This window comes from Aeromonas sp. (genome assembly GCF_051657805.1).
Classification (GTDB): Bacteria; Pseudomonadota; Gammaproteobacteria; order Enterobacterales; family Aeromonadaceae; genus Aeromonas.
Window position 1 is genome coordinate 58592 of the sequence record NZ_JBOFLJ010000016.1, and the last position, 26556, is coordinate 85147.

Annotated in this window: 23 protein-coding genes; 18 read left to right on the forward strand and 5 right to left on the reverse strand. The window is 62.1% G+C overall.

The features are described from left to right. The first annotated feature begins 39 nt into the window (after positions 1-39). From atpE to glmU, 8 genes are all read left to right on the forward strand, one after another. Positions 40-279 carry a F0F1 ATP synthase subunit C gene (gene atpE / locus ACRCYW_RS05470; RefSeq protein WP_010672265.1) on the forward strand — a complete coding sequence of 80 codons (240 nt, stop codon included), beginning with the start codon at positions 40-42 and terminating at the stop codon, positions 277-279. A gap of 51 nt (positions 280-330) precedes the next feature. Further along, positions 331-801 carry a F0F1 ATP synthase subunit B gene (atpF, locus tag ACRCYW_RS05475; RefSeq protein ID WP_139437153.1) on the forward strand — a complete coding sequence of 157 codons (471 nt, stop codon included), beginning with the start codon at positions 331-333 and terminating at the stop codon, positions 799-801. Between the two features lie 13 nt (positions 802-814). Next, positions 815-1348 carry a F0F1 ATP synthase subunit delta gene (gene atpH / locus ACRCYW_RS05480; RefSeq protein WP_349920426.1) on the forward strand — a complete coding sequence of 178 codons (534 nt, stop codon included), beginning with the start codon at positions 815-817 and terminating at the stop codon, positions 1346-1348. 15 nt (positions 1349-1363) lie between these two features. Then, positions 1364-2905 (forward strand): F0F1 ATP synthase subunit alpha, encoded by a 1542-nt coding sequence (gene atpA, locus ACRCYW_RS05485; protein WP_438549144.1) that lies wholly within the window; start codon positions 1364-1366, stop codon positions 2903-2905. A gap of 42 nt (positions 2906-2947) precedes the next feature. Beyond that, positions 2948-3814, forward strand: coding sequence for a F0F1 ATP synthase subunit gamma (gene atpG, locus ACRCYW_RS05490; protein ID WP_438549145.1), 867 nt, complete (start codon positions 2948-2950; stop codon positions 3812-3814). 33 nt (positions 3815-3847) lie between these two features. Then, entirely contained in the window at positions 3848-5236 is a 1389-nt protein-coding gene (atpD, locus tag ACRCYW_RS05495; RefSeq protein ID WP_349920423.1) for a F0F1 ATP synthase subunit beta, read from the forward strand. 18 nt (positions 5237-5254) lie between these two features. Next, positions 5255-5683, forward strand: coding sequence for a F0F1 ATP synthase subunit epsilon (locus ACRCYW_RS05500; protein WP_010672259.1), 429 nt, complete (start codon positions 5255-5257; stop codon positions 5681-5683). A gap of 93 nt (positions 5684-5776) precedes the next feature. Further along, the gene (gene glmU / locus ACRCYW_RS05505) at positions 5777-7138 is read left to right on the forward strand and encodes a bifunctional UDP-N-acetylglucosamine diphosphorylase/glucosamine-1-phosphate N-acetyltransferase GlmU (protein WP_438549146.1); all 1362 of its coding nucleotides are present in this window, start codon (positions 5777-5779) and stop codon (positions 7136-7138) included. A 50-nt stretch (positions 7139-7188) separates the two neighbouring features. Here the strand turns inward: glmU and creD are convergent, their stop codons facing one another. The 4 genes from creD to blrA all read right to left on the reverse strand — a co-directional run bounded on the left by creD (position 7189) and on the right by blrA (position 11706). Continuing rightward, complete coding sequence (gene creD / locus ACRCYW_RS05510; protein ID WP_438549147.1) at positions 7189-8526, reverse strand: cell envelope integrity protein CreD; 1338 nt, start codon at positions 8524-8526, stop codon at positions 7189-7191. A 121-nt stretch (positions 8527-8647) separates the two neighbouring features. After that, entirely contained in the window at positions 8648-9442 is a 795-nt protein-coding gene (gene blaOXA, locus ACRCYW_RS05515) for a class D beta-lactamase (RefSeq protein WP_438549148.1), read from the reverse strand. Positions 9443-9557: 115 nt separating this feature from the next. Continuing rightward, positions 9558-10979 (reverse strand): beta-lactam sensor histidine kinase BlrB, encoded by a 1422-nt coding sequence (blrB, locus tag ACRCYW_RS05520; protein ID WP_438549149.1) that lies wholly within the window; start codon positions 10977-10979, stop codon positions 9558-9560. A gap of 52 nt (positions 10980-11031) precedes the next feature. Continuing rightward, entirely contained in the window at positions 11032-11706 is a 675-nt protein-coding gene (blrA, locus tag ACRCYW_RS05525) for a beta-lactam response regulator transcription factor BlrA (RefSeq protein WP_438549150.1), read from the reverse strand. Positions 11707-11827: 121 nt separating this feature from the next. Between blrA and ACRCYW_RS05530 the strand changes: the two genes are divergently transcribed. The 4 genes from ACRCYW_RS05530 to ACRCYW_RS05545 all read left to right on the forward strand — a co-directional run bounded on the left by ACRCYW_RS05530 (position 11828) and on the right by ACRCYW_RS05545 (position 20289). Further along, the gene (locus ACRCYW_RS05530; RefSeq protein WP_438549151.1) at positions 11828-12601 is read left to right on the forward strand and encodes a DeoR/GlpR family DNA-binding transcription regulator; all 774 of its coding nucleotides are present in this window, start codon (positions 11828-11830) and stop codon (positions 12599-12601) included. A gap of 66 nt (positions 12602-12667) precedes the next feature. Continuing rightward, positions 12668-14500, forward strand: a complete 1833-nt coding sequence (gene glmS / locus ACRCYW_RS05535; RefSeq protein ID WP_438549152.1) for a glutamine--fructose-6-phosphate transaminase (isomerizing) — start codon at positions 12668-12670, stop codon at positions 14498-14500. Between the two features lie 203 nt (positions 14501-14703). After that, complete coding sequence (locus tag ACRCYW_RS05540; RefSeq protein ID WP_438549153.1) at positions 14704-15855, forward strand: response regulator; 1152 nt, start codon at positions 14704-14706, stop codon at positions 15853-15855. 12 nt (positions 15856-15867) lie between these two features. Beyond that, entirely contained in the window at positions 15868-20289 is a 4422-nt protein-coding gene (locus ACRCYW_RS05545) for a response regulator (RefSeq protein WP_438549154.1), read from the forward strand. Between the two features lie 70 nt (positions 20290-20359). On the opposite strand, the gene ACRCYW_RS05550 is transcribed toward ACRCYW_RS05545, so the two are convergent. Further along, positions 20360-21136, reverse strand: a complete 777-nt coding sequence (locus ACRCYW_RS05550) for a helix-turn-helix transcriptional regulator (RefSeq protein ID WP_349920412.1) — start codon at positions 21134-21136, stop codon at positions 20360-20362. Between the two features lie 212 nt (positions 21137-21348). On the opposite strand from ACRCYW_RS05550, the gene ACRCYW_RS05555 reads away from it, so the two are divergent. The 6 genes from ACRCYW_RS05555 to ACRCYW_RS05580 are packed head-to-tail and all read left to right on the forward strand — an operon-like array spanning position 21349 to position 26173. Next, positions 21349-22110: a DUF3450 domain-containing protein gene (locus ACRCYW_RS05555; RefSeq protein WP_438549155.1), complete on the forward strand. Its 762-nt coding sequence runs from the start codon at positions 21349-21351 to the stop codon at positions 22108-22110. After that, positions 22107-23408 carry a MotA/TolQ/ExbB proton channel family protein gene (locus tag ACRCYW_RS05560; RefSeq protein WP_438549156.1) on the forward strand — a complete coding sequence of 434 codons (1302 nt, stop codon included), beginning with the start codon at positions 22107-22109 and terminating at the stop codon, positions 23406-23408. Before ACRCYW_RS05555 ends, ACRCYW_RS05560 begins: the two co-directional genes overlap by 4 nt. Beyond that, the gene (locus tag ACRCYW_RS05565) at positions 23405-23935 is read left to right on the forward strand and encodes a MotA/TolQ/ExbB proton channel family protein (protein WP_438549157.1); all 531 of its coding nucleotides are present in this window, start codon (positions 23405-23407) and stop codon (positions 23933-23935) included. Before ACRCYW_RS05560 ends, ACRCYW_RS05565 begins: the two co-directional genes overlap by 4 nt. Continuing rightward, on the forward strand, positions 23932-24333 hold the full coding sequence (locus ACRCYW_RS05570) for an ExbD/TolR family protein (RefSeq protein WP_349920408.1): 402 nt from the start codon (positions 23932-23934) through the stop codon (positions 24331-24333). Before ACRCYW_RS05565 ends, ACRCYW_RS05570 begins: the two co-directional genes overlap by 4 nt. Further along, complete coding sequence (locus tag ACRCYW_RS05575) at positions 24330-24992, forward strand: energy transducer TonB (RefSeq protein ID WP_438549158.1); 663 nt, start codon at positions 24330-24332, stop codon at positions 24990-24992. The genes ACRCYW_RS05570 and ACRCYW_RS05575 overlap by 4 nt, the downstream gene beginning before the upstream one ends. Positions 24993-24994: 2 nt before the next feature. Beyond that, positions 24995-26173, forward strand: a complete 1179-nt coding sequence (locus ACRCYW_RS05580; RefSeq protein WP_438549159.1) for a hypothetical protein — start codon at positions 24995-24997, stop codon at positions 26171-26173. Positions 26174-26556: the final 383 nt, after the last annotated feature.

The window sequence follows — 26556 nt, forward strand, 5'->3', positions numbered from 1 at the left end:
TTTATACAATCAATTACATCTAAATAAATGGAGATCCTCATGGAAAACTTGAACATGGACCTGCTGTACATCGCTGCTGCAATGATGATGGGTCTGGCGGCTATCGGCGCCTCCATCGGTATCGGTATCCTGGGTGGCAAGTTCCTGGAAGGTGCGGCTCGTCAACCCGACCTGATCCCTGTTCTGCGTACCCAGTTCTTCATCGTGATGGGTCTGGTGGATGCGATCCCGATGATCGCCGTTGGTCTGGGTCTGTATGTGATGTTTGCGGTTGCCTAAGTCGTCACGACTCACGCAGAACCCATTAACTAACTTAAGAGGACATCGGCTGTGAATATCAACGCCACCCTCCTCGGCCAAGCAGTTGCTTTTTTCATCTTCGTAGTATTTTGCATGAAGTACGTGTGGCCGCCGCTGATCGCTGCCATCGAAGCCCGTCAGAAAGAAATCGCTGACGGCCTCTCTTCTGCAGAACGTGCCAAGAAAGATCTGGATTTGGCCAAGGCCAACGCCACCGATCAGCTGAAAGAAGCCAAGCTTCAGGCTGCCGAAATCATCGATCAGGCCAACAAACGCAAGGCCCAGATCATCGATGAGGCCGCCGTCGGAGCGCAAGCTGAGCGGGAGAAAATCCTGGCTCAGGGCCGTGCAGAGATCGAAGCTGAACGTCATCGTGCCAAAGAAGAACTGCGCAAGCAGGTTGCTGCTCTTGCCATCGCGGGTGCAGAGAAGATCCTGGCACGCCAAATCGACCAGGCTGCCAACAGCGACATCGTCGACAAACTGGTAGCAGAACTGTAACGGGAACGGGGCTATGTCTGAACTGACTACAATCGCTCGCCCCTACGCCAAGGCTGCTTTCGAGTTTGCCGTTGAGCACAAGGCGGTTGACCAGTGGCTGGGGATGCTCGGCTTCGCTGCGGAAGTGGTGAAGAACGAGACCATCCACAACCTGGTAAACGGCTCTGTGGCTGCCGAGGAGCTCGCAAAATTGTTTGTGAGCGTCTGTGGTGAGCAGCTCGACGAGCATGGTCAGAACCTGATCCGGGTGATGGCCGAGAATGGTCGCTTGGGTGTGCTGCCGGCGGTCGTTGCTGAATTTGTAGCGCTCAAGGCTGAACTGGACAAAGAAGTTCAGGCTGACGTGATTTCGGCGATCGAACTGACCGACCAGCAGAAAGCCAATATTCAGGCTTCTCTGGAACAACGTCTCGCGCGCAAAGTGAAGCTGAATTGCAGCACCGATGCGTCCTTGATGGCCGGGGTGCTCATCAAGGCCGGTGATCTGGTTATCGACGGCACTGTCCGCGGTAAGCTGGATCGCATGGCCGATGCGCTGCAATCTTGATTGGGGTATTAGAGCATGCAACTGAATTCCACTGAAATCGCCGAGCTGATCAAGCAGCGCATTGCGCAGTTTGATGTCAAGAGCGAAGCGCGTAACGAAGGTACCATCGTCTCCGTGAGTGACGGTATCATTCGTATCCACGGCCTGGCCGATGCCATGCAGGGTGAGATGATCGAGCTGCCGGGCAACCGCTACGCTCTGGCATTGAACCTGGAGCGTGACTCCGTTGGTGCCGTAGTAATGGGTCCCTATGCCAACCTGGCGGAAGGGATGAAAGTCAAAGGGACTGGCCGAATTCTGGAAGTGCCGGTCGGTCGTGGTCTGTTGGGCCGGGTGGTCAACACCCTGGGTCAGCCGATCGACGGTAAGGGTCCGGTCGAGAACGACGGCTACTCGCCGATCGAAGTCATCGCTCCGGGCGTTATCGAGCGTAAGTCTGTTGACCAGCCAGTCCAGACCGGTCTGAAAGCCATCGATGCCATGATCCCCATCGGTCGTGGCCAGCGTGAGCTGATCATCGGTGACCGTCAGGTTGGTAAGACCGCCATCGCGATCGACACCATCATCAACCAGAAAGACTCCGGCATTAAGTGTGTCTACGTTGCGATCGGCCAGAAGGCCTCCACCATCGCCAACGTGGTCCGCAAGCTGGAAGAGCACGGCGCCCTGGCCAACACCGTCGTGGTGGTTGCCTCTGCCTCCGAAGCGGCTGCCCTGCAGTACCTGGCTCCTTACGCCGGCTGCTCCATGGGTGAGTACTTCCGTGACCGTGGCGAAGACGCACTGATCATCTATGATGACCTGTCCAAGCAGGCCGTTGCCTATCGCCAGATCTCCCTGCTGCTGCGCCGTCCGCCAGGACGTGAAGCTTACCCGGGCGACGTCTTCTATCTGCACTCCCGTCTGCTGGAGCGTGCCGCTCGCGTCAACGCCGAGTACGTAGAGAAGTTCACCAAGGGCGAAGTGAAAGGCCAGACCGGTTCTCTGACCGCCCTGCCGATCATCGAAACCCAGGCCGGTGACGTGTCCGCGTTCGTTCCGACCAACGTGATCTCCATCACCGACGGCCAGATCTTCCTGACCTCCCAGCTGTTCAACTCCGGTATTCGTCCGGCGGTTGACCCGGGTATCTCCGTATCCCGTGTGGGCGGTGCCGCTCAGACCAAGATCGTGAAGAAACTGTCCGGTGGTATCCGTACCGCACTGGCCCAGTATCGTGAGCTGGCGGCTTTCGCCCAGTTCTCTTCCGACCTGGACGATGCGACTCGCAAGCAGCTGGATCACGGTCAGAAAGTGACCGAGCTGATGAAGCAGAAGCAGTACTCTCCGATGAGCGTGGCTCACCAGTCTCTGGTGCTGTTCGCCGCCGAGAAGGGTTATCTCGCCGATGTCGAACTGAGCAAAATCGTCGACTTCGAAGCCGCTCTGCTCTCTTACGCCAATACCCAGCATGCCGAGCTGATGGCTGAAATCAATGCCAAGGCCGACTACAACGACGCGATCGTTGGCAAGCTGACTGCGTTGCTGGATAGCTTCAAGGCAACCCAGACCTGGTAAGCGTGTGTGGCAGCGCAAGCTGCCACCTGATGGAGAGAAGAGATGGCCGGCGCAAAAGAGATACGTAACAAGATCGGGAGTGTGAAGAACACTCAGAAGATCACCAGCGCTATGGAAATGGTGGCAGCCAGCAAGATGCGCCGTGCGCAGGAACGCATGTCTGCCAGCCGTCCGTACGCTGAAACCATGCGCAAGGTGATCGGCCATATCGCTCAGGGGAACTTGGAATACAAGCACCCCTACCTCATCGAACGTGAGGTCAAGCGAGTGGGTTACATCGTCGTCTCCACCGACCGTGGCCTGTGTGGCGGTTTGAACATCAACCTGTTCAAGGCTGCCCTCAACGATATGAAGCAATGGAGCGCGAAAGGTGCCCAGGTCGACCTGGCACTGATCGGTAACAAGGCCTCCAACTTCTTTGAGCGGCACGGCGCCAAGGTGAAAGCCCATGTCTCCGGACTGGGTGACAACCCGAGCGTCAATGACCTGATTGGTTCAGTCAAGGTCATGCTGAAGGCTTACGACAACGGTGAGATTGACAGGCTGTACCTGGTGTACAACAAGTTCGTCAACACCATGGTTCAGCAACCAAAAGTCGATCAACTGCTGCCTTTGCCCGTAACTGAAGACAGCAAACTGAACAAGAAGAACCACTGGGATTACCTCTATGAGCCGGATCCCAAGCAACTGCTGGATGCCCTGCTGATTCGCTACGTCGAGTCCCAGGTGTACCAGGGTGTGGTAGAAAACTTGGCCAGTGAACAGGCAGCCCGAATGGTTGCCATGCAAGCCGCGACTGACAACGCCGGTAACCTGATTAACGATCTGCAACTGGTGTACAACAAGGCCCGTCAGGCCAGTATTACCCAGGAATTGACAGAGATCGTGTCCGGTGCTGCTGCGGTGTAAGGCAAGGGTTATCAAAGGTTTAGAGGATTTGACATGAGTAACGGTTTCATCGTCCAAATCATCGGCGCTGTAGTGGACATCGAGTTCCCGCAAGACGCCGTGCCCCAGGTGTACGATGCACTGAAAGTCATCAGCGAAGGCCAAGGCCAGGGTCTGGTACTGGAAGTTCAGCAACAGATCGGCGGCGGCGTCGTTCGTTGCATCACCATGGGTTCCTCCGACGGTCTGCGTCGTGGGTTGGAAGTAGTTAACAGCGGCAAGGCCATCCAGGTACCGGTCGGTACCTCGACCCTGGGTCGTATCATGAACGTACTGGGCGACCCCATCGATGAGAAGGGTCCGATCGGCGAAGAAGAGCGTTGGTCCATCCACCGCGAAGCTCCCAGCTACGAAGATCAGTCCAACAGCACCGAGCTGCTGGAGACCGGCATCAAGGTTATCGACCTGGTATGTCCGTTCGCCAAGGGTGGTAAGGTCGGCCTGTTCGGTGGTGCCGGTGTAGGCAAGACCGTCAACATGATGGAACTGATCCGTAACATCGCGATCGAGCACAGCGGTTACTCCGTGTTCGCCGGTGTGGGCGAGCGTACCCGTGAGGGTAACGACTTCTACCACGAGATGATGGAGTCCAACGTACTGGACAAAGTATCTCTGGTTTACGGTCAGATGAACGAGCCGCCCGGAAACCGTCTGCGCGTGGCGCTGACCGGCCTGACCATGGCCGAGAAGTTCCGTGACGAGGGTCGTGACGTGCTGTTCTTCGTGGACAACATCTACCGTTACACCCTGGCCGGTACCGAAGTATCCGCACTGCTGGGCCGTATGCCCTCCGCAGTAGGCTACCAGCCGACCCTGGCCGAGGAGATGGGTGTTCTGCAGGAACGTATCACCTCCACCCGGACCGGTTCCATCACCTCCGTACAGGCCGTTTACGTCCCTGCGGATGACTTGACCGACCCGTCTCCGGCGACCACCTTCGCCCACCTGGATGCGACCGTTGTACTGTCCCGTCAGATCGCGGCTCTGGGTATCTACCCGGCCGTTGACCCGCTGGACTCCACCTCCCGTCAGCTGGATCCGCTGGTGGTAGGCAAGGAGCACTACGAGACCGCTCGTGGTGTCCAGACCGTACTGCAGCGCTACAAGGAGCTGAAGGACATCATCGCCATCCTGGGTATGGATGAACTGTCAGAAGAAGACAAACTGACCGTAGCCCGTGCCCGTAAGATCGAGCGTTTCCTGTCCCAGCCGTTCTTCGTGGCCGAAGTATTTACCGGTTCTTCCGGCAAATACGTGCCGCTGAAAGAGACCATCCGTGGTTTCCAGGGCATCCTGAAAGGCGAGTACGACGATCTGCCCGAGCAGGCGTTCTACATGGTTGGTAGCATCGACGAAGTCGTCGAGAAATCCAAGAAACTGTAAGCCTCGATAGGAGGGCCCATGGCTGAGATGATCTCCTTTCACCTGGATGTGGTGAGCGCCGAAGGGAAACTGTTTTCCGGTCGGGTGCAATCTGCTCAGGTATCAGGCTCCGAAGGTGAGCTGGGTCTCCGCCACGGTCATGCTCCGCTGCTGACTGCCATCAAGCCGGGCCTGGTCCGCTTGATCAAGCAAAATGGTAGCGAAGAGGTGCTGTACATCTCCGGCGGCATGCTGGAAGTACAACCCGAAGCCGTGACCGTGCTGGCCGATACCGCCATTCGTGCCGACGACCTGGATGAGGCGAAAGCCCAGGAAGCCAAGCGTCGTGCCGAAGAGCGGATCAACAGCTCCCATGGTGATATCGACTACGCTCAGGCATCTGCCGAGCTGGCGAAAGCGATGGCCCAATTGCGGGTCATTGATATCGTCAAAAAGAATTACCGCTAAGGGCGGTAATGCAAAAAGCGACCTTCGGGTCGCTTTTTTTTTACCCGTTGGATAGACTCCGCCCAGCATTTCCTCATGTATCAAAGGCTGGCTATGTCTCTCAACGTCGTGATCCTGGCTGCGGGTAAAGGTACTCGTATGCGTTCTGTCCTCCCCAAGGTGCTGCATCCCGTCGCCAACAAGCCCATGGTCTCCCATGTCATCGAGACCGCGCGCCAGATCGGTGCCGAGCAATTGCACCTGGTCTACGGCCACGGTGCCGAGCTGCTCAAGGAGCGGATCGCCGCGCCGGACCTGAACTGGGTGCTGCAGGCGCAGCAGCTGGGGACCGGCCACGCCGTCGCCCAGGCCATCCCGTTCTGGCAGGATGAAGACGACGTGCTGGTGCTGTATGGCGATACCCCGCTGATCCAGCCAGAGACCCTGCAACGGCTGCTGGCCGCCAAGGCCGCCGACGGCATGGCCCTGCTGACCGTGGTGCTGGACAACCCCACCGGCTATGGCCGCATAGTGCGGGAAAACGGCCAGGTGGTGGGCATCGTCGAGCAGAAGGATGCCAACCCCGAGCAGCTCGCCATCCGCGAGGTGAACACTGGCGTGCTGGTGGCCAAGGGCGCCCAGCTGCGCGGCTGGCTGTCCCGCCTGGACAACAAGAACGCCCAGGGGGAGTTCTACCTCACCGACGTGATCGCCATGGCTCACGGCGATGGCTGCCCCGTCGCCGCCGTCCATCCGGACAGCGCCATGGAGGTGGAAGGGGCCAACAACAGGGTGCAGCTGGCCCAGCTCGAGCGCAGCTACCAGCAGATGCAGGCCGAGAAGTTGATGATCGCCGGTGCCACCCTGATCGACCCCGCACGCTTCGACCTGCGCGGTGAGCTCGAGATCGGGGAAGAGGTGGTGATCGACGTCAACGTCATCATCGAGGGCAAGGTGAAACTCGGCAACCATGTACGCATCGGTGCCGGCAGCGTGCTCAAGGATTGCGAGATCGGCGATCACTCCGAGGTGAAGCCCTACTCCGTCATCGAAGGGGCCAAGATTGCCGATCAGTGCTCCGTCGGCCCCTTCACCCGCCTGCGCCCCGGCGCCGTGCTGGAGCAGGATGCCCACGTCGGCAACTTCGTCGAGATGAAGAAGGCGCGGCTCGGGGTCGGTTCCAAGTGTGGTCATCTGACCTATCTGGGGGATGCCGAGGTCGGTGCCAAGGTGAACATAGGTGCCGGCACCATCACCTGCAATTATGACGGGGTAAACAAGTTCCAGACCATCATCGAGGATGACGTCTTCGTCGGCTCCGACACCCAGCTGGTGGCGCCGGTGCGCATCGGCAAGGGGGCGACTCTGGGGGCGGGCTCCACCATCACCAAGGATGTGGCCGAGAACGAGCTGGTCATCACCCGGGTGCCCCAGCGTCACATCAAGAACTGGGCCCGCCCGGTGAAGAAGAAGTGATACCCGATCAATGAAATAGAAGCGGCGCCCTCGGGCGCCGTTTTTATTTGTCAGGGTTGCGGGGCTCGCTCCGTCAACTGGTACCAGTCCAGCTTTCGGGTCAGCAGCATGATCAGGGCCAGCACGGCAAACAGCAGCAGGGCCCCCAGCAGCAGAGCGATCTCCTCTGCCTGCAGCAGACCGAACAGGATGGCGTACACCAGCCCCAGCAAGGCCGCGAAACCCAGCCCCTGCCTGGTTCCGCCCAGCACATGACTGAGGTAGAAGCCGTTGAGGGCGACGCTGGCGAGGCTGGCGACCAGATAGGCCCAGCCGAAGCCGATGTGCTCGGTCAGCGCCAGCAGCACCAGATAGAAGACGACCAGTCCCATGCCCACCAGGGCGTACTGGATCGGGTGTACCCTCAGCCTCTTGAGCAGCTCGAACAGGAAGAAGCTGAGGAAGGTGAGACCGATAAACAGCAGGGCATACTTGGCGGCCCGCTCGTTCAGCTGATAGTGATCCACGGGTTGCACCAGGCTGACGTTGAAACTCGGCAGCTTGCCCCCGGTTCCCCCCATCAGGCGATTGAAGCGGCTCTCCATGTCGGTGGCGAACCAGCTGGTCTGCCAGCTGGCCTCGAACCCCTGCTCGCCCAGGGTACGCTTGCCCGGCAGGAAGTCGCCGATGAAGTTGGGGTGAGGCCAGTTGCCGCTCAGGCTGAACATGCTGTCCTGACCAAGGGGGACCACCTCCAGCGCGTTCATTCCCTGCAGATCCAGCTCGATGTGGAAGCGGCCGTTCTCGACGGGCAAGACGGCGAGCGGTGCATGAATGCCGGCCATTCCGTCCCCCAGCAGGGCGCCGGGGGCAAAGGGGATGCGTGTCTCCCCCAGTTGCAGTTCGGGGACGCTGTTGATGCCGCGGGCATCGGACAGCACCAGGCTGAGGTAGGGGTTGCCCGGGGTCAGGTTGGGCCCGGCACCCTCGGTCGTCCCCTGGCCGCCACCGATCAGCGCTTTGCCATCGAGCTCGGTTGGCAGCGTGCCGGTGAGGGAGAGCCGGGTCTGGTACACCTGGGCCTGATAGATGCCGAGCTTGCGCGGTGTCACCTCCATGCTGGCCCGCACCTCCAGCTGTTCCGGCAGCAGATAACGATAGACCTGCTCGGTGCGTACGAAACGCTTGCCATCCTGCTCGATGGTGACGGTCCGGGTATAAGGTTGCACCAGCACGGGGCCGATGAGCCGCTGCGGACCGCTGCTGCTGGCCATGATGCTGTGGATGGCCTGGCTGCGATAGGCCTGCCGCTCCCGGTTCAGCTCCATGATGGAGTGCACCGGTATCATCAGCAGCAGGCTGAGCAACAGCAGCATGACGACCTTGTGGGTGAGTATATGTTTGACCATGACGCCTCTCCTTGTTGATGAGGGGCATGGTGGCCGACCCGGGTGAAGGGGGAATGAGGCCCTGTGAAGTCAGGGTGAAGGGGGATAAAAAAACCGGCGCCCAGCACCGGTTCTTTGGGAATTACCGCTTCTTCAACTCGGCCGGCAGGGCGGCAAATACCTCGTCCCTGGCCCTGAGGGAGGCAAACTGCTTGCCCGGCTTCTGGATCACTGTGTGGACGAAGATGAGCTTCTTGTCCTGCTTGCTGGCCCAGCCGACGAACCAGCCGATCTGCTGATCCCGATTGAGGCTGCCATCCAGCAACTTGGGATAGCCCATGCCGGTCTTGCCGTGGATCTGCCAGCCATCGATGTCCGGCTGGCGCGTGATGGTGCCGGTGTGCGCCAGGGTCTGGGCCGAGACCGGCAGCTTGCCGCTCACCAGCTTGCCGAGGAAGCGGGCCTGCTCTTCCGGGCTGATGGCGAGGCTGGAGCTGAGCCAGGCCTGGGTCAGTCCGTCGTGCTTGCCAGGGTTGCCGGAGAGATCCCGGTTGCCGTAGTCGAAGGCATCCACATAGCGCTGCAGCCTTGCCATGCCCAGCCACTCGGTGAGGCGTTGGGAGTACCAGATGACGGAGTACTTCATCCAGCTGCTCGGGGTGGTGGTCTGCCGCCATTCCGGCAAGAAGTCGGCGTCGTCGGGCTTGAACGGCAGGGCCGGCAACTGCTCATCCACCAGGAAGCCGCTGTCATAGCCCATCAGCGCCAGCGGGATCTTGAAGGTGGAGGCAGGGGGAAGCTGGCTGGCGCAGTCCCCCTCTTTGCTGATGACCTTGCCGCTGCCATCGGCAAACAGCATGCAACCCGAGGTGGCGCTGGCGGGCAGGGCGAAGAAGAGGCCGGTAGCAAACAGGCCGGACAACAACAGGCGGGACATGAAATCTCCTTGATGAACAAGAGCGCCCTCATGGCGGCTCCGAGGGAGGCAGCTTAGCCTCCCTCTGTGTGTTCAATGTGAAGTCGGCGGGAGCAAGTGTGAGCCTTTCACCGGCTCAGGCGAGCGGTAGCCACAACTCGGCCAGCACCCCGCCCTCCGGCAGGTTGCCCAGAGTCAACCTGCCGCCGTGCTGGCGCGCCACCTCGCGGGCGAAGCTGAGGCCGAGGCCGCTGCTCTTGCCCTTGTCCGGCCTCGGCAAGGAGTAGAAGCGCTCGAAGATCCGTGACAGGGCGTAGTCCGGTATGCCGGGCCCATGGTCCCTCACCCGGAAGCAGTAACCCCCCTCCTCCAGCTGCCCGGTCAGCGACACCTCGGCGCCCGCTGGGGAGAAGTCGAGGGCGTTGTCCAGCAGGTTGCCGAGGGCCTGCTCCACCAGCAGGGGATCCCACTTCTGCTTCTGGGCCTCGGCCAGGTCAGCTTGCAGCCTGATCTGGCGGCGTCCGGCGACGACCTGACGGGCGTCGAGCACCCGTTTGCCCAGGGTGGCGGGGGCACTGGCTTGCCGGTCCAGCCCCTGCCCGGACTCCAGCCTGGCTAGCTGCAGCATGCGCTCGATCAGCTGCTGCATGCGGGCCGTTTCCAGATTGATGTTGTCGATAAAGCGCCTCGCCACCTCGGGGGGCGGTGCCTCCGTCAGTATCTCCCCCGCCCCGCGGATGGCGGCGAGGGGGCTCTTGAGCTCATGGGTCAGGCTGTGGACATAGGCCTCGATATAGGACTTGCCGTCCAGCTGGCGACGCATGGTCTCGAGGGAGCGGCCGAGCCGGTCCAGCTCGGGGCTGTAGAGCCGTGGCAGGCTGGTGGGTTTCCCCTGGCTGACCGCATCGGCGTAGTGAACCAGCTTGCCGATGGCACGGGTGAGCCACCACACCAGCAGGGCACCGATCAGCAGGGAGATGATCAGCAGCACGGCCGCCCCCTGTAACAGCTGGTGTTCGCTGCGCTCTATCATGGGCAGCAGGGTGCGGTTGGGCTTGGCGACGGTGAGGGAACCCAGGATCTCGCCCCCCTCGCGCAAGGGGGCGGCCACGTGCATCACCGAGCTGGCGGGATCGTCCGGGTCGCTGCGGGTGCTGCGGGCGCCGTACTCACCGCGCAGGGTGCGGTAGACGTCGTTCCAGCGCGAATAATCCTTGCCGAGATCCTGGCCGCTGGAGTCATAGACCACCAGCCCCTTGGCATCCACCACGTAGATGCGGTACTCCGCCTGTTGCTTGAGGTGGCCGTCGATCAGGGCGTTGAGGGGGGTCTGGTTGAGGCGGGCGAAGGCGCTGGCGAGCCGGCCATCCGCCATCTTGCCTTCCTGCAGATCGTCCAGCGCCAGCGGTGCCAGCAGCTGGGCCATGTCCACCAGGGTATCCTCGGTGGCGCTGCGCACTCCGGGCTTGATCTCCTCGACGAATATCTCCAGCACGAACCAGGCGGCCAGGGCGAAGATCAGCACCAGGCCGCACAGCAGTTGCAGTCCGATCCTCATGTCCGCCCCCGCTTATCGCCCAGTTTTGGGTCGCATCGCCACGCAGGCCTCTTCATGCCAGCTCCAGGCTGTAGCCCAGGCCGCGATGGGTCAGAATCAGGCTGGTGGCCGGATCCCGCTCACGCAGCTTGGCCCGCAGGGTCTTGATATGGGTATCCACGGTGCGATCCAGGCTCTCTTCCGCCCCGCACCACACCAGATCCATCAGCTGCTGGCGGGAGTAGACCCGCCCCGGCGCCTGCATCAGGGTCTTGAGCAGCAGGTATTCGTAGCGGGTGAGGGCCAGGGCCTGGCCGTGGAAGCAGATGCGGGCCCGCTCCTCATCCAGCACCAGCAACAGGCTGGGCTGGGGAGCAACCGGCTGGCTGCGGCGCAGGATCACCCGTACCCGGGCACACACCTCCCGCGGCGAGAAGGGCTTGGCCACATAATCGTCGGCGCCAATCTCCAGCCCGATCAGGCGGTCTATCTCCTCGCTGCGGGCGGTGAGGAACATCAGGGGGCGATCGCAACGGGTGCGTACCTGCTTGCACAGCTCGAAGCCGCTGATGTCAGGCAGGCCTACATCCAGGATCAGGAAATCGGGTTGCGTCTGTTCCAGTCGCGCCAGCATGGGCTGTCCCAGGGGGAACCACTCCACCTCGAAACCGTCGGTTTGCAGGGCGTAGATCAGGGTGTCGGCGATGCTGGCCTCATCTTCCACCAGCCAGATGACTCGTTTTTGCATGGCGTCCTCTCGCAAATCAGCCCCCCATTCTGGCATCGATGCACATCGGATCCTATTTGCCGTTTGATTTTTCCAAAAAAGTCGCTAACATTTCGATATTCTTTCGAATTGAAACTTTTAAATGAACAAACGTAACACCCAACAGCGTCGCCACACCATAGTCACCCTGGTTCAAGAGCAGGGTGAAGTGAGCGTCGATGCCCTCGCCAAACACTTCGCCACCTCCGAGGTGACCATTCGCAAGGATCTGGCGGTGCTGGAAACCGGCGGTCTGCTGCTGCGCCGCTACGGGGGCGCCATCCCCCTGCCCTCCGAGATGGTGGTGACGGACAACCCGGAGCAAGTTTCGAAACGAAAGATGGCCATCGCCCGTGCCGCCGCCGAGCGCATCCGCGATCACAACCGCGTCATCATCGACAGTGGCAGCACCACCAGCGCCATGATCCCCCTGCTCGGCAACAAGCGTGGCCTCATCGTCATGACCAACTCCCTCAACGTGGCGGGCGCCCTGCGGGAGCTGGAGAACGAACCCACATTGCTGATGACGGGCGGCACCTGGGATCCCCACTCCGAGTCCTTCCAGGGTCAGGTGGCGGAGCAGGTGCTGAGATCCTACGACTTCGACCAGCTGTTCATCGGTGCCGACGGCATCGATCTGGCGCGGGGCACCACCACCTTCAACGAGCTGGTGGGCCTCTCCCGGGTGATGGCCGAGGTCTCCCGCGAGGTCATCGTCATGGTCGAGTCCGAGAAGATCGGCCGCCGCATCCCCAATCTGGAGCTGCCATGGGGCAGCGTCCACACCCTGGTGACCGACGAGGGGCTGGCTCCCGAGGCCAGAGAACAGATTCAAGCCCAGGGGATCCAGTTGGTCTGTGCCCCTGTTGTCAGTTGATATGACTATCTAAACCGAATATCCAACTATCCAAAGCATCAAGATTAACGTCTCAAGGAGAATCCTATGTGTGGCATCGTCGGGGCCGTGGCCCAACGTGATGTGGCTGAAATCCTGGTAGAAGGCCTGCGCCGTCTGGAGTACCGCGGTTATGACTCCGCCGGTGTGGCCGTGTTCAGCGCCAGCCAGCCGCTGCAGCGGGTACGCCGCCTCGGCAAGGTGGCCGAGCTGGCCAAGGCGCTGGAGGAGCAGTCCGTCCACGGCGGCACCGGCATCGCCCACACCCGCTGGGCCACCCACGGCGAACCGTCCGAGCGCAACGCCCACCCCCACGTCTCCGATCACATAGTCGTGGTGCACAACGGCATCATCGAGAACCACGAGGAGCTGCGCAGCCGGCTGCAGGGCATGGGCTATGAGTTCAGCTCCGACACAGACACCGAGGTGATCGCCCACCTGGTGCACCATGAGCTGAAATCCGCCCCCAGCCTGCTGGCGGCCATGCAGGTCGCGGTGAAGCAGCTGCGCGGCGCCTACGGCACTGTGGTGATGGACAGCCGCGATGACAGCCGTCTGGTGGTGGCCCGCTCCGGCTCCCCCCTGGTGATCGGCCGCGGCATCGGCGAGAACTTCATCGCCTCCGACCAGATGGCCCTGCTGCCTGTGACCCGCCGCTTCATCTTCCTGGAAGAGGGTGACGTGGCCGAGGTGACCCGCCGCGACGTCCATGTGTTCGACACCGACGGCAACGCCGTGGTGCGCGAGGAGCTGGAGTCCGAGCTCTCCCACGACGCCGGTGACAAGGGCGAGTACCGCCACTACATGCTCAAGGAGATCTACGAGCAGCCCAAGGCCATCACCAACACCCTGGAAGGGCGGCTTGGCAGCGATCACGTGATCGTCGAGTCCTTCGGCAACGGCGCCCGCGCCATCTTCGACAAGGTGGAGCACGTGCAGATCGTCGCCTGCGGCACCTCCTACAACTCCGGCATGGTGGCGCGCTACTGGTTCGAGGAGATCGCCGGCGTCTCCTGCGACGTGGAGATCGCCTCCGAGTTCCGCTACCGCAAGTCCGTGGTACGCCCCAACAGCCTGCTGGTGACCCTGTCCCAGAGCGGCGAGACCGCCGACACCCTGGCCGCCCTGCGCCTGGCCAAGGAGTCCGGTTACATGAGCTCGCTCGCCATCTGCAACGTGCCGGGCTCCTCCCTGGTGCGTGAATCCGACCTGGCCTTCATGACCCGTGCCGGTGCCGAGATCGGCGTCGCCTCCACCAAGGCGTTCACCACCCAGCTGGCCGGCCTGCTGATGCTGGTGGCCTCCGTCGGCCACTGCCGCGGCCACCTGAGCGCCGCCGCCGAGACGGAGCTGGTGAAGGCGCTGCAGGCCCTGCCCCTGCGCATCAAGGAGAGCCTGGCCCTGGCCAAGCAGATCGAGACTCTGGCGGAAGAGTTTGCCGACAAGCACCACAGCCTGTTCCTCGGCCGCGGCAGCCAGTACCCCATCGCCATGGAAGGGGCGCTCAAGCTCAAGGAGATCTCCTACATCCATGCCGAGGCCTATGCCGCCGGTGAGTTGAAACACGGCCCGCTGGCGCTGATCGATGCCGAGATGCCCATCATAGTGGTGGCGCCGAACAACGATCTGCTGGAGAAGCTGAAGTCAAACGTGGAAGAGGTGCGCGCCCGTGGCGGTATCCTGTACGTGTTCGCCGATGCGGATGCTGGCTTCAAGAGCGACGAGACCATGCGGGTGATGAGCCTGAACCACGTGGAAGAGATGATTGCCCCCATCGTCTACACGGTGCCGCTGCAGCTGCTCTCCTACCACGTGGCCCTCATCAAGGGCACGGACGTGGATCAGCCGCGCAACCTGGCCAAATCCGTTACCGTGGAGTAAGAGACCGCATCTCGTGGCTGGATAAGCACTTTATCCCGTCACTATCCGCGGGTCCCCAAGACCGGCGCGCCACAACCCGTGGTGCGCCGGTTTTTTGTTATTCAAGTGACTGAAAGCAGGCGGATTATTTCGAAGCTAAGCTTCCTCTAGACCGGGTGGCACAGATGAGTGACCACTCAATACAGGGCTGGAGAGCGCATCCCATGAATCATCCCCAAGCAACCCATTCCCCCACCACTGTGCTGGTGGTGGACGATACCCCGGACAACCTGATGCTGATGGCCGATCTGCTCAGGGACAAGTACAGGGTCAAGCTCGCCAACAACGGCGAGAAGGCCCTGCGCATCCTGGCGGGGGATCCCCTGCCGGATCTGATCCTGCTGGACATCATGATGCCCGGCCTGTCCGGACTGCAGGTGGCGGAGCAACTGCAGCAGGATGCCCGCACCCGTCACATCCCCATCATCTTCCTCACCTCCATGGCGGCGGTGGAGAGCGAGCTCCAGGGGCTGGCGCTCGGCGCCGTCGACTACATCACCAAGCCCATCAGCCCGCCCCGGGTGCTGGCGCGGGTCGAGAATCAGCTGAAGGTCAAGGCGGCCGCCGATTTCCTGCGGGATCAGAACGACTTCCTCGAGCGGGAGGTGCAGCGCCGTACCCGCGAGGTGATGGCGATCCAGGACGTGACCATACAGGCCATGGCCTCCCTGGCGGAGACTCGGGACAACGAGACCGGCAACCATATCCGCCGCACCCAGCACTACGTCAAACTGCTCGCCGAGCTGTTGCGGGACCACCCCCGTTTTCGCCACTTCCTCAGCGACGACACCATCCACCTGCTGTTCAAGTCGGCCCCCCTGCACGACATCGGCAAGGTCGGTATCCCGGACCATATCCTGCTCAAACCCGGCCGCCTCACCAAGGAGGAGTTCGAGATCATGATGACCCACACCACGCTCGGGCGGGATGCCATCCAGCGGGCCGAGGATCAGCTCGGGTTCCCGGTGGATTTTCTGCGGCTGGCCAAGGAGATCGCCTATAGCCATCAGGAGAAGTGGGACGGCAGCGGTTATCCGGAGGGGCTGGCCGGGGATGCCATCCCCATCAGTGCCCGGCTGATGGCGGTGGCCGATGTCTATGATGCGCTGATCAGCCGCCGGGTCTACAAGGCGGGCATGCCCCACGAGGAGGCGGTGGACATCATCCGCCAGGGCGGAGGCTGGCACTTCGATCCGGATGTCTGCGCGGCCTTCCTGTCCGCCACCGAGCAGTTCAAGGCCATCGCCGATCGCTTCAGCGACAGCGAGCAGGACATGGCCGAGCTGCAGGCCGCCAGACATCATCCCACCCCCTGACAAGGAGCCCCTATGAGAGTGCTGGTTCTGCTTGAGCGGCTCGCGCTGCGGCACAAGCTGATATTGGGGTTCGCCGTGCTGCTGGCGCTGGCCTTGGCCCTCGGCATCCAGAGCCTGCGCACTCAGAACAAGCTGACTCGGGATCTGGACAACCTCTATAGCAAGGACCTGGTGGGAGCCATCCACCTGCAGGAGGCGCGGGTGCAACTGCCCCATATCCAGCAGGCCCTGCGCAAGGCCGTCGGTTCCAACGATCCGGATGTGCGGCTCGAGGCCTTCAAGCAGTTGCAGGATGCCCAGAAGAGGCTGTATGAGGAGCTGGCCCTGGCCAAGCCCACCCTGTGGCGCACCGAGAGCTTGGTCAATTCGTCGGATCTCGATCTTCAGCTCGAGCGTCACCAACAGCTCAGCGACAAGGCGCTGCAACTGGCCGCCCAGGGCCATCAGGAGCAGGCGCAGGCGCTGCTAAACGGCGATGAGTTTGAGCGGCTGGACGCCCGCGCCGATGCCATGCTGGAGCACATCGCCGAGGTCAAGCAGTCCGCACTGCGGGATCTGGTCATCCAGATCACGGGGTTTGCCAAGCAGAGCAGCCTGCTCACCTATTCGTTGCTGCTGGGGGGCCTGGGGCTGTCGCTGATCCTGGTCTGGCTGGTCAGCAAGTCGATCCGCAATCCCCTCGAGCGGGTGCGCAAGGCGGTGGACCTGCTGGCCGCCGGGCAACTGGATCACCCCATTCCCCATGCCGACATGCACAATGAGACCGGCGATCTGGCGCGGGCCATCGCCACCCTGCAGCTGGAGGCGCGTCAGCTGGAGCTGCAGCGCAGGGTCAAGGCCCAGGTCTCCCTGCTGCAGGTGGACTTGCAACTGGCCGAGACGCCGCCAGAGCTGGCGCAGGTCTTCTTCGCCCGCATGGCGCCCCAGCTCGGCGTCTGCCAGGGGGCGCTCTACAGCCTGCATCAGGGGTCGGCCAGCCTGCATCTGGTGGGAGGCTACGCGAGCGATCCCAAGCACCCCCTGGCCGAAGAGGTGGCACTGGGGGAAGGGATGCTGGGCCAGTGTGCCCTCGATCGTCAGCCACGCCAGCTGACCGCGGTGCCGGAGTCCTTCTGGCATGTGCGCACCCAGCTCGGCGCCGGGCCCGCCAGCCAGCTGCAGGTGCTGCCTGTGATGCGCGGGGAGCGCCTGCTCGGGGTGCTGGAGCTGGCCGGCTTCCAACCTCCCGGCGAGACGGAGACATTGTTACTGCAGGAGGTGCTGCCCAGGCTGGCGGGGGCCATGGCCATCATGGAGCGCAGCGAGGCCGCCCTGGCCCTGCTGAAGGAGACCCGCCGCCAGGCCGACGAGATGGGGACCCAGACCCTGCAACTGGAGCATCAGGCAAGGGCGCTCGAGGCCCAGCAGGGTGCCCTGCGCGCCACCGAGGCCTGGTATCGCGGCATCATAGAGGCGGCGCCGGACGGCATGCTGGTCATAGGTGCCGACGGCCTCATCCTGCTGACCAATCCCCAGCTGGACAAGCTGTTCGGCTACGCCGCCGGCGAGCTGATCGGCCAGTCCATCGAATGTCTGGTGCCAAAGAGTGGCCGCGATCAGCATGTGGCGCTGCGCAACGACTTCATCGCCCACGGCAGCACGCGCCAGATGGGGGCCGCCATCGAGGATCTGCAGGGGGTGCGCAAGGACGGCAGCCAGTTCTCCGTGGAGATTGGGCTCTCCCGTCTGCCGACCCTGGTGGATCGCGGCATCTGCGTCTGCGCCTCGGTGCGGGACGTGAGCGAGCGCAGGGCCATGGGGGCCAGGCTGCGCACCGCCAGCGAACGCCTGACCCTGGTACAGGAGGCGGGGGGCATAGGGATGTTCGACATCGATCTCGTGACCGGTCGCAACTACTGGACGCCGCAGCTGGAGAAGATGTTCGGGTTGGAGCCAGGTGGCTTCGGCGGCAGCCAGGCGCACTGGAAGGCCTTGCTGCACCCCGAGGATGCGGACTCTGCCACCCAGATCTTCGAACGGGCCATCGAGGAGGGGGCGGACAGGATAGAACTCGATTTTCGCATCGTGCGTCGGGGGGACGAGGCCGTGCGCACCTTCAAGGCGCTCTGCCGTTTCACCCGTACCCCGGAGGGTGTGCCACTGCGGGCCACCGGGGTCAACATCGATGTGACGGCGCTGACCGAGGCGCGAGCGGTGGCGGAGGAGGCGACCCAGGCGAAGAGCGCCTTCCTCGCCAACATGAGCCACGAGATCCGCACCCCCATGAACGCCATCATCGGCATGAGCCACCTGGCCCTGCACACCCAGCTGGATCGCCGCCAGCGCAACTACATCGAGAAGGTACACCGCTCGGCGGAGAACCTGCTCGGCATCATCAACGACATCCTCGACTTCTCGAAGATTGAGGCGGGCAAGATGGAGCTGGAGATCATCCCCTTCCACCTGGAGGACGTGCTGGACAACTTCGCCAACATGATTGGCCTGCGGGCCGAGGAGAAGGGGCTGGAGCTGCTGTTCGACACGGCGCTGGAGCTGCCCACCGCCCTGGTGGGTGACCCGCTGCGGCTCGGGCAGATCCTCATCAACCTCGGCAACAATGCGGCCAAGTTCACCGAGCGGGGGGAGATAGTGGTGGGGGCCGAGGTGCTCAGGGATGAGGGCGCTCAGCTGGAACTGCATTTCTGGGTGCGGGATACCGGGATCGGCATGAGCCAGGAGCAGTGTGAGCGGATTTTCCAGTCGTTCAGCCAGGCCGACAGCTCGACCACCCGCAAGTACGGTGGTACAGGGCTAGGGTTGTCCATTTCCAAGCGGCTGGTGGAACTCATGGGGGGGCGTATCTGGGTGGAAAGCGTGGAGGGAGAGGGTTCCAGCTTCCACTTCTGTGCCCTGCTGGGGCGCCAGAGCGAGCAGCAGCCGAGGCGGATGTTCACCCGGGATGAGCTGATAGGAGTGCGGGCCCTGGTGGTGGACGACAACGCCAGCGCCCGCGAGATCCTCTACGGCATGGCCAGCAGCTTTGGCATAGAGGTGGACGTGGCCGACAGCGGTCGCACCGCGTTGGCGATGCTGGTGGAGGCCGAGGCCAAGTCGCTGCCCTATGATCTGGTGCTGATGGACTGGCGCATGCCGGGCATGGACGGGGTGGAGACGGTGCGCCAGATGCGTGCTGCCAATCTGGCACAGACGCCGTCGGTGATCATGGTGACCGCCTTCGGTCGCGAAGAGGTGCACGAGCAGGCCGAAACCCGGGGAGTGCCCCTGTCTGCAGTGCTGACCAAGCCGGTGACCCCTTCCACCCTGCTGGAGGCGCTCGGCAGCGTGCTCGGCAAGGTGCCGCTCATGGACAGCCGGGCGACCGAGCGCAGCGAACAGACTGCCAGTGCCAGCGCCAGCCTGAATGGGGCCCGATTGCTGCTGGTGGAGGACAACGAATTGAACCGGGAGCTGGCCTATGAGTTGCTGCAGGAGGCGGGCATCTCCCTCAGCCTCGCGGTCAATGGCCAGGAGGCGCTGGATCTGCTGGCACGGGACGCCGATTTCGATGGGGTCTTGATGGATTGCCAGATGCCTGTGATGGACGGTTACACCGCCACCCGTCAGATCCGCCTGCAACCACGCCTTGCCAGCCTGCCGGTGATCGCCATGACGGCCAACACCATGACAGGTGATAGGGAGCGGGCGCTGGCCGCTGGCATGAACGATCAGATAGCCAAGCCCCTGGATGTCGCCAGCATGTTTTCGATTCTGGCCAGATGGATCAAGTCGGGAAACCGGCGACCCGCCATGGCCGGGTCGACGGTGACGGCTGGGGTTCCCGGCCTGCCCACCGAGATGGAGGGCATGGATCTGGCCGCCGGGCTGGCGACCTGTCGGGGACGGGTCGATCTCTATCGGCGCCTGCTGCGCAAGTTCCTCTCGGCCCATCAGGATTTTGCCGGGCAGTTTGCCGCAGCTCTTGCCGATCCCGATCCGGAGGCGGCGACCCGGCTCGCACACAGCCTGAAGGGGACGGCTGGCAACATAGGTGCGTTGGAGGTTGCGAGGGCGGCGGCCGAGCTGGAGCAAGGCTGTCGGGCCCACCTCGGCAATGATGCGCTGCAGGGGGCGCTGGCCGCTGTGGTGCTAGCCCTGACGCCTGTGCTCAAATCCCTTAGCGATGAAGTGGGAAGGGAGCCGGCGACAGCGACTGCGCCCACCGCATTGATTGCGGAGAGCGCATTGCACCCACGGTTGCTGAGGCTGGCCCATCTGCTGGCCGAGAGTGACAGCGAGGCGGTTGAGGCGCTGTCGGCGCTGAGATCCCTTGCCCTCGAACCCGCTCTGGCAGGGCTACTTCAGCAGGTTGCGATCAAGGTCGAACGCTACGACTTCGATGCGGCACTGGCGCTGCTGGAGAGCAGAGATGAAGGGGAACGGGGGAGTGCAGGATAGTGGCCGTGTAGCTGTGGCTCCGGAAATAAAAAGAGCCGCATCATGCGGCTCTTCTCATTATTGCCATGGCTCATGAGAGACGCAGGTTGGTGATGGTCACATCGCTCAGGGAGGGCACTATGATGCCGCTTGAGATGCTCTTGGCGATCGCCTGGTTCCGGTTCTTGGAATCCGTCTTGTTGGTGACCTGATTGAGGTGGAAGTTAACGGTGCGCTCGCTGATGCCGAGGATGGTCGCTATCTCCCAGGAGGTCTTGCCCTCGCTGGCCCAGAACAGACACTCCTTCTCCCTGTCCGACAGCTCGGTCAGGTACTTCATCAGGTCCGGCCTGTTCTTGATGAGCTCCAGTGCGGAGTTGAAGATGTAGCTGGCGCAGAACGACAGCAAGGGAACGTTTTCAAACATCAGGTCCGAGCTGGATTTTTCCTTGCTGATGAAGGAGAGGATGCCGTGCTCCCCCTGCGGGGTGTGCAGCGGGAAGGAGACCCCGTTTCTGACCCCGAAATCGGCGGCCAGATTCATCACCTCCCGGCTGGCGCTGGGCAGCCAGGGAGAGTCGCAGTCGAGTTTGTTCCAGAAGATGGGCTGGGTCTGTTTCAGTCCGAGGAAGACCACAGGATCCTGAGTCAGGTAGCGCCGCTCCGAATAGGCGTCAAACCAGCTGGTGGGGCAGTTGTTAAACAGGGCGACATGGGATTTCTGCATGCTGATGGGAAAAATAATCAGCAAACGGAAGTAATCAAACCCCATCTGATGGCTGAAGCGTTCGAGTTGCTGCTGGATCTCGCTCGTTTTCTTGGCCTTGGTGAATCGATCTATGTGTTCCCAGATCGCATCGTTGAACATGTCAGTCTCCTTTTTCGATCATTTATCATCCTGATCGAAAAGACATTTTTTAGTTATTTAATGTGGTGTTGTTACGACCAACGCCAGTAACTCCCGTGCTTGTCTAAAAAGTATCCTGTTTTTTTGGCTGGAGGCCAAGAAAATCATCTGATTGCCACTGGGACGACTCTTTGAGACAATGAGAATAGTTATCATTGTTAAGATTATGTACCATGAAAAAGCTCTGGGGTCTGGCCTTGTTGCCACTGGCCGCCCATTTCGTCGCCAATGCAGACGATCTGGTTGCGCCTGCACTGAAAAACAGCATAGCTGATGGGAAATCTTCCCAACAACGAGTCGAAAAAGCAGCCGATGCGGCCGTGTCTGCCAGGGCGGAGCTGCAGAGCGCACAGCTGCAACTGCGGGATCTGGAAGCCTACAACCGCTACATGCAGTCTCTGGTGGCCGATCAGCAAAATGAGCTGGGCAAGCTGACCAGCCAGCTGGAAGCGGTTGAACAGACCCGTCAGGGATTGATCCCGTTGATGCTGCAGATGCAGGCCGATCTGGAGCAACTGGTACAGGACGATATTCCCCTGCGTAAAGACGATCGTCTGGCGCGAGTCGAACAACTCAAGGTGACCCTGGCCCGTGCCGATGTGAGCGAGGCCGAGAAGTTCCGTCAACTGCTGCAGGCCTATCAGATAGAAGCTGAATACGGTAGCCGGATGGACGCTTATCCCGCCCAACTGATGCTGGATGGTGCCGAGCGCCGGGTCGATGTGCTGGCCCTTGGCCGGGTTTCCCTGCTGGCCATGACGGCGGATCGCAGCCAGGCCTGGCGCTGGTCTGCCGAAGCCAGGCAGTGGCAATCTCTCGACAGCCAGTGGCTCTCCCCCATCGCCGATGCGCTGGACATGGCGGCCGACAAGAAAGTCCCGCAACTGTTGCACGTCCCCCTGTCCGTCGCCCGTAGTCAGGAGGCCCAATCATGAGATCAGCCATGAAGTGGTTCCCCCTTCTCATCACCCTCTCCCTCGGCTCCCCACTGGCTAACGCCGAAGACTGGCAGGCGCAGGAGCAGGCCCGTGAGCAGACTGCCAAGCAGGATCTGGCCTCCGTCTCCAGCGAATTGAACAGTGCTCGTGCCAAGCTGGCCGCCGCCCAGAGCCTGAGCAAGCAGCTGGCCAGCCAGTTTGCGGATAACGAGAAACAGCTGGTGGAGCTCAATGCCCAATGGGAGCAAGCTTCCGGCGACATGAACGAGATCTTCGCGGTGACCCGCCAGGGGGCGAGCGATGCGGCCAAGCTGCTGGCCGAGTCCTCGGTACAGGGGCAATACCCGGATCGTTTGGCCGCGCTGCAAGCCATGGCCCAGGACAAGCAGGTGCCGGATCGCGCCGCCCTCGCCCTGTTGCCCGCCACCCTGTTGCAAGAGATCCGCGAATCGGCTCGTGTTACCCAGTTCAGCGGCAAGGTGCTCGATGCCCAGGGTGCGGCCAGTGAGCAGCCCCTGACCCGGGTCGGCAGCTTTGCCCTGTTCGGCGGTGCCGGTTACCTGCAGGTGAGCGCCGAGGGCATTACCCCTGTACTGGGGCTGCCCGGTGCCGTGCAATCCGAGCTGGCCGCCTATCAGGGCAAGGAAGGGGAAGCCCTGCCGCTGGATCCCTCCCACGGCGTGCTGCTCGACATGCTGGCTCAGGCCCCCACCTTCTGGCAGCAAGTCCAGCAGGGGGGTCAGGTTGGCGCCATCATAGTGCTGCTGGCCGTCATCGGCCTCGGCATTGCCGGCGTGCGGCTCTGGACTCTGTCCCGGGAGCTGAGCCGGGTGCGTCGTCAGCTCAAGAGTGGCGAATATCACGCCGACAACGCCCTCGGCCGGGTGCTGACGGTGGCGGATCAACACCCCGAGCTGAGCATGGAGACCCTCGAACTGAGGCTGGATGAGGCCATCCTGCAGGAGACGCCACGACTCGAGCGCGGCATCGGCATGGTCAAGGTCATCGCGGCCATCGCCCCCATGCTGGGTCTGCTCGGCACAGTGACCGGCATGATAGGTACCTTCCAGGCCATCACCCAGTTCGGCACCGGCGATCCCAAGATCATGGCGGGCGGCATCTCCATGGCGCTGGTGACCACAGTGCAAGGCCTGGTGGCTGCCATTCCGCTGATCCTTGCCCACAGCCTGCTGCAATCCCGCTTCACCGAGCTCTCCAACGTCCTGGAGCAACAGGTCGCCGGCATCCTGGCCGAGCGGGCCGAGAGCAACGGGGACTTGGAGCGGGTGGCATGATCATCGACATCTGGCAACAGTTGCAGAGCTTCATGGGCCGTGGCGGCCCTGTGCTCTGGGTCATTCTGGCCCTGCTGGTGCTGATGTGGATCCTGATGATCGAGCGGGTGCTCTACCTCAATCTGGGGTTTGGTGTCTTGCAGCGGCAACTGTTCAGTCGCTGGCAGGCCCGCACCGAACACCACAGCTGGCATGCCAGGGCCATCCGTGGTCGCTGGCTGGCCGAGGCGGAGCTCGAGCTCAACCGCCATCTGATCTTCATCCGCACCCTGGTGGTGCTCTGCCCCATGATGGGGCTGCTCGGCACAGTGACCGGCATGATAGGCGTATTCGATGCGTTGGCCGCCGCCAACCGCTTTAACCCGGAGAGCATGGCGGGCGGGATCTCCCGTGCCACCATCCCCACCATGGCAGGCATGGTGGTGGCGCTGTCCGGCGTGTTGTTACTCAGCCGGCTCGAGAGCCAGGCCAAGCGTGCGCTGGCCAGGACTCGTGACGGTTTGCGAGAAGAGAAGGTAATGCAATGAGACGGCAATCCAAACGCCAGCGCGATGAAGTGCAGATCGACATGACCCCCATGCTGGACATAGTGTTCATCATGCTGATCTTCTTCATCGTGACCACCTCCTTCGTACGCGAGGCCGGGCTCGAGGTCCACAGACCCCAGGCCAGCCAGGCCAAGGCCCAAAAGTCTTCCAGCATCATGCTGGCCATCGGTGCCCAGGGGCAGATCTTCCTCGACCGCAAGCAGGTGGATGTGGAGCGGGTGCAGGCCAGCCTGTCCCGCATGCTGACGGAGCAACCCGACGCCAGCCTGGTGATCCAGGCGGACGAACGGGTGCCCCATGGTCGCGTGGTACGGGTGATGGATGAGGCCAAGGCCGCCGGGATCGCCAACATCGCCGTGGCGGTGGCGCCGAAATGAAATTCAAGCTGATGAGCCTGGGACTGGGGTTGCTCCTCAGCCTGGGGATACTGCTGTTCATGGCCACCCTGGTGGAACCCCCCAAGAAGGAGAAGTCCTCGGCCGAACAGAGAACCATCGTCATCAACATGCAGACCGAGGTGAACGAGGTGCAGGTCCGTGAGCGCCCGGTCCCCGAGCAACCCGAGCCCTTGCCCGAGCCTCCTGCCGCCCTGGCGTCCACCCCGCTGCCCATGCCGGCGGCGGCTCCCCTGTCGTCGGTGCAGCCCAGTCTGGATCTGATCTCCAGCCTGAGTGCCGTGCAGGTTCATGCGCCCGGCGTGGCGACCAGCACGGCGCCCGTACTCAGCGGCAACTTCCACGGTCAGGCACAGGGGGCGCGGATTGGGGTCGGCGACATACTGACGCCGCTGCAACGGGTCGAGCCGGCTTATCCCTATCGTGCCCAGCAAGCGGGCATCGAAGGGTTTGTGACGGTGCGCTTTGCCGTCGACAGCGACGGCCGCGTGCAAAATGTGGAAGTGATCGAAGCCAAGCCCAAGCGTCAGTTCGAGCGCGCCGCCATTCAGGCCGTCAGCAAATGGCGCTATCAGCCAAGACCTGGCGCCAGTGACAAGCTGATGCAGGTCATCACGCTCAAATTCAAGTTGGAGTCATAACTATGCTGCGGATCTGGATCTGCCTGCTGGCCCTGGTCAGCCACGCCTGTCTGGCCCTGGAAGTCAGCCCAAACTTCTCCCGCCAGCTGGAACCCGTGATGAAGCTCTACCAGTCCGGGCAATGGCAACAGGCCCAGAACCGGGCGTCCGAGCTCAAGCCACAGTCCGATGGTGAGCGCGCCTGGCTGGCCCAGCTGCAAGCATCGCTGGCGGCCAATCTGCAACAGACGACTCAGGCGAGCCGTTATGTGGAGCAGGCATTGGCCTATAAGGAGTGGCCACAGGAGCAACAGCTTCAGCTGCTGCGCCTGCGTGGTGACATCCAGGCCCAGCAATCCAACTGGTCTGGCGCCATCGCCAGCTACAAGGCTGCCCTGGCGCTCAAGGCCGACGACAGCCTGAGGTTGCGTCTGGCGGGTCTCTATTACCACAACAAGCAATACGGCGAAGCGGCCAGCCAGAGCGAACAGTTGCTCAAGAAGGGTTGGAACAAGCAGGCGGCCATCATTCGCCTCTCCGCCCTCACCGCCCAGCAGCGTTACGCCCTGGCTGCCGATCAGGCACAGGATCTCGTTCGTCGCGAGCCGAAGGAGAGCAAGTGGTGGCAGCAGGCTGTCTCGCTGAATCTATCCGCCAAGCGGGGGGATCAGGCGCTGGCCTTGTTGCAGACCGCCATCGATCGTCAGGTGATGGATGACGTGGCCGCGCGCGGTCAGCTGATCCGACTCTATGCCTGGCAGGGGTTGCCCTATCGCGGTGCCCGTCTGCTGGAAACCGCCATGGCGAAAGGGCAGATGAAGCAGAGCGCCGAAAACCAGCAATTGCTGGCCCAACTGTGGGAAGGGGCACGGGAGTGGCCAAGGGCCGTCGACAGCTGGCAGCTGCTCGCCAAACAGTATGGTCACCCCAAGGCGGGCATGCGCGCCGCCGAGCTGATGCTGCAGCAGGGCAAGATGGATGCCGCCATGACTCAGCTGGCGGTTCTCAAGTCCACGAAGGGTGAGCAGGGCAATCGTGCCAAGGCGTTGTTGGTGCAGGCTCATCTCAGCAAGCAGCAGTATGCCCAGGCGCTGGAACTAGCGCTCGAACTGCAAAAGGAAGGCAACTGGGCACAGCGAGCGACCAGCTGGGTCAACTATATCGAGACCCAGCGTGAAGAGCTGAACAAAAAATCCGCATGAATGGGGGCGGAAGGTGAACTTTTGCGCCCTTCGCCTGCTTTTTCAGCAAACGAGATCCTTTTCACAAAAAGCCCTTGTCATCCCGGCGCGGCTCCCTATAATGCGCCCCTACCAGCACGGCGGAACACGCCAAACTGATGAGCTCGCTTCCTGGTGAAGCCAGCGCCGAAAGAAAAGCGAAAACAAGCGCTTGACTTTCGAAGTGAGGTAGGTATTATACGCCACCTCAGCGCGACAAGCGCCACGCTCTTTAACAATTTGAATCAAGCAATCTGTGTGGGCACTCACAGCATCGAGCATCAAAAACAATTTTTGATTTTCAATGTCTGATGAAGTGACCAAAGCAACTTTTAGTTGCAGCAGTTAATTCAGCAATTCATTGA

Excerpts from the sequence above, each read along its gene's own strand:
- atpH (WP_349920426.1), top strand. The coding sequence starts at position 815 with ATGTCTGAACTGACTACAATCGCTCGCCCCTACGCCAAGGCTGCTTTC.
- ACRCYW_RS05500 (WP_010672259.1), top strand. The coding sequence starts at position 5,255 with ATGGCTGAGATGATCTCCTTTCACCTGGATGTGGTGAGCGCCGAAGGG.
- ACRCYW_RS05550 (WP_349920412.1), bottom strand. The coding sequence starts at position 21,136 with ATGTTCAACGATGCGATCTGGGAACACATAGATCGATTCACCAAGGCC.
- blrB (WP_438549149.1), bottom strand. The coding sequence starts at position 10,979 with ATGAGGATCGGACTGCAACTGCTGTGCGGCCTGGTGCTGATCTTCGCC.
- ACRCYW_RS05570 (WP_349920408.1), top strand. The coding sequence starts at position 23,932 with ATGAGACGGCAATCCAAACGCCAGCGCGATGAAGTGCAGATCGACATG.
- atpD (WP_349920423.1), top strand. The coding sequence starts at position 3,848 with ATGAGTAACGGTTTCATCGTCCAAATCATCGGCGCTGTAGTGGACATC.
- ACRCYW_RS05575 (WP_438549158.1), top strand. The coding sequence starts at position 24,330 with ATGAAATTCAAGCTGATGAGCCTGGGACTGGGGTTGCTCCTCAGCCTG.
- ACRCYW_RS05565 (WP_438549157.1), top strand. The coding sequence starts at position 23,405 with ATGATCATCGACATCTGGCAACAGTTGCAGAGCTTCATGGGCCGTGGC.
- blaOXA (WP_438549148.1), bottom strand. The coding sequence starts at position 9,442 with ATGTCCCGCCTGTTGTTGTCCGGCCTGTTTGCTACCGGCCTCTTCTTC.
- ACRCYW_RS05545 (WP_438549154.1), top strand. The coding sequence starts at position 15,868 with ATGAGAGTGCTGGTTCTGCTTGAGCGGCTCGCGCTGCGGCACAAGCTG.
- ACRCYW_RS05530 (WP_438549151.1), top strand. The coding sequence starts at position 11,828 with ATGAACAAACGTAACACCCAACAGCGTCGCCACACCATAGTCACCCTG.
- glmS (WP_438549152.1), top strand. The coding sequence starts at position 12,668 with ATGTGTGGCATCGTCGGGGCCGTGGCCCAACGTGATGTGGCTGAAATC.
- atpE (WP_010672265.1), top strand. The coding sequence starts at position 40 with ATGGAAAACTTGAACATGGACCTGCTGTACATCGCTGCTGCAATGATG.
- ACRCYW_RS05580 (WP_438549159.1), top strand. The coding sequence starts at position 24,995 with ATGCTGCGGATCTGGATCTGCCTGCTGGCCCTGGTCAGCCACGCCTGT.
- atpA (WP_438549144.1), top strand. The coding sequence starts at position 1,364 with ATGCAACTGAATTCCACTGAAATCGCCGAGCTGATCAAGCAGCGCATT.
- blrA (WP_438549150.1), bottom strand. The coding sequence starts at position 11,706 with ATGCAAAAACGAGTCATCTGGCTGGTGGAAGATGAGGCCAGCATCGCC.
- ACRCYW_RS05540 (WP_438549153.1), top strand. The coding sequence starts at position 14,704 with ATGAATCATCCCCAAGCAACCCATTCCCCCACCACTGTGCTGGTGGTG.
- creD (WP_438549147.1), bottom strand. The coding sequence starts at position 8,526 with ATGGTCAAACATATACTCACCCACAAGGTCGTCATGCTGCTGTTGCTC.
- ACRCYW_RS05555 (WP_438549155.1), top strand. The coding sequence starts at position 21,349 with ATGAAAAAGCTCTGGGGTCTGGCCTTGTTGCCACTGGCCGCCCATTTC.
- glmU (WP_438549146.1), top strand. The coding sequence starts at position 5,777 with ATGTCTCTCAACGTCGTGATCCTGGCTGCGGGTAAAGGTACTCGTATG.
- atpG (WP_438549145.1), top strand. The coding sequence starts at position 2,948 with ATGGCCGGCGCAAAAGAGATACGTAACAAGATCGGGAGTGTGAAGAAC.
- ACRCYW_RS05560 (WP_438549156.1), top strand. The coding sequence starts at position 22,107 with ATGAGATCAGCCATGAAGTGGTTCCCCCTTCTCATCACCCTCTCCCTC.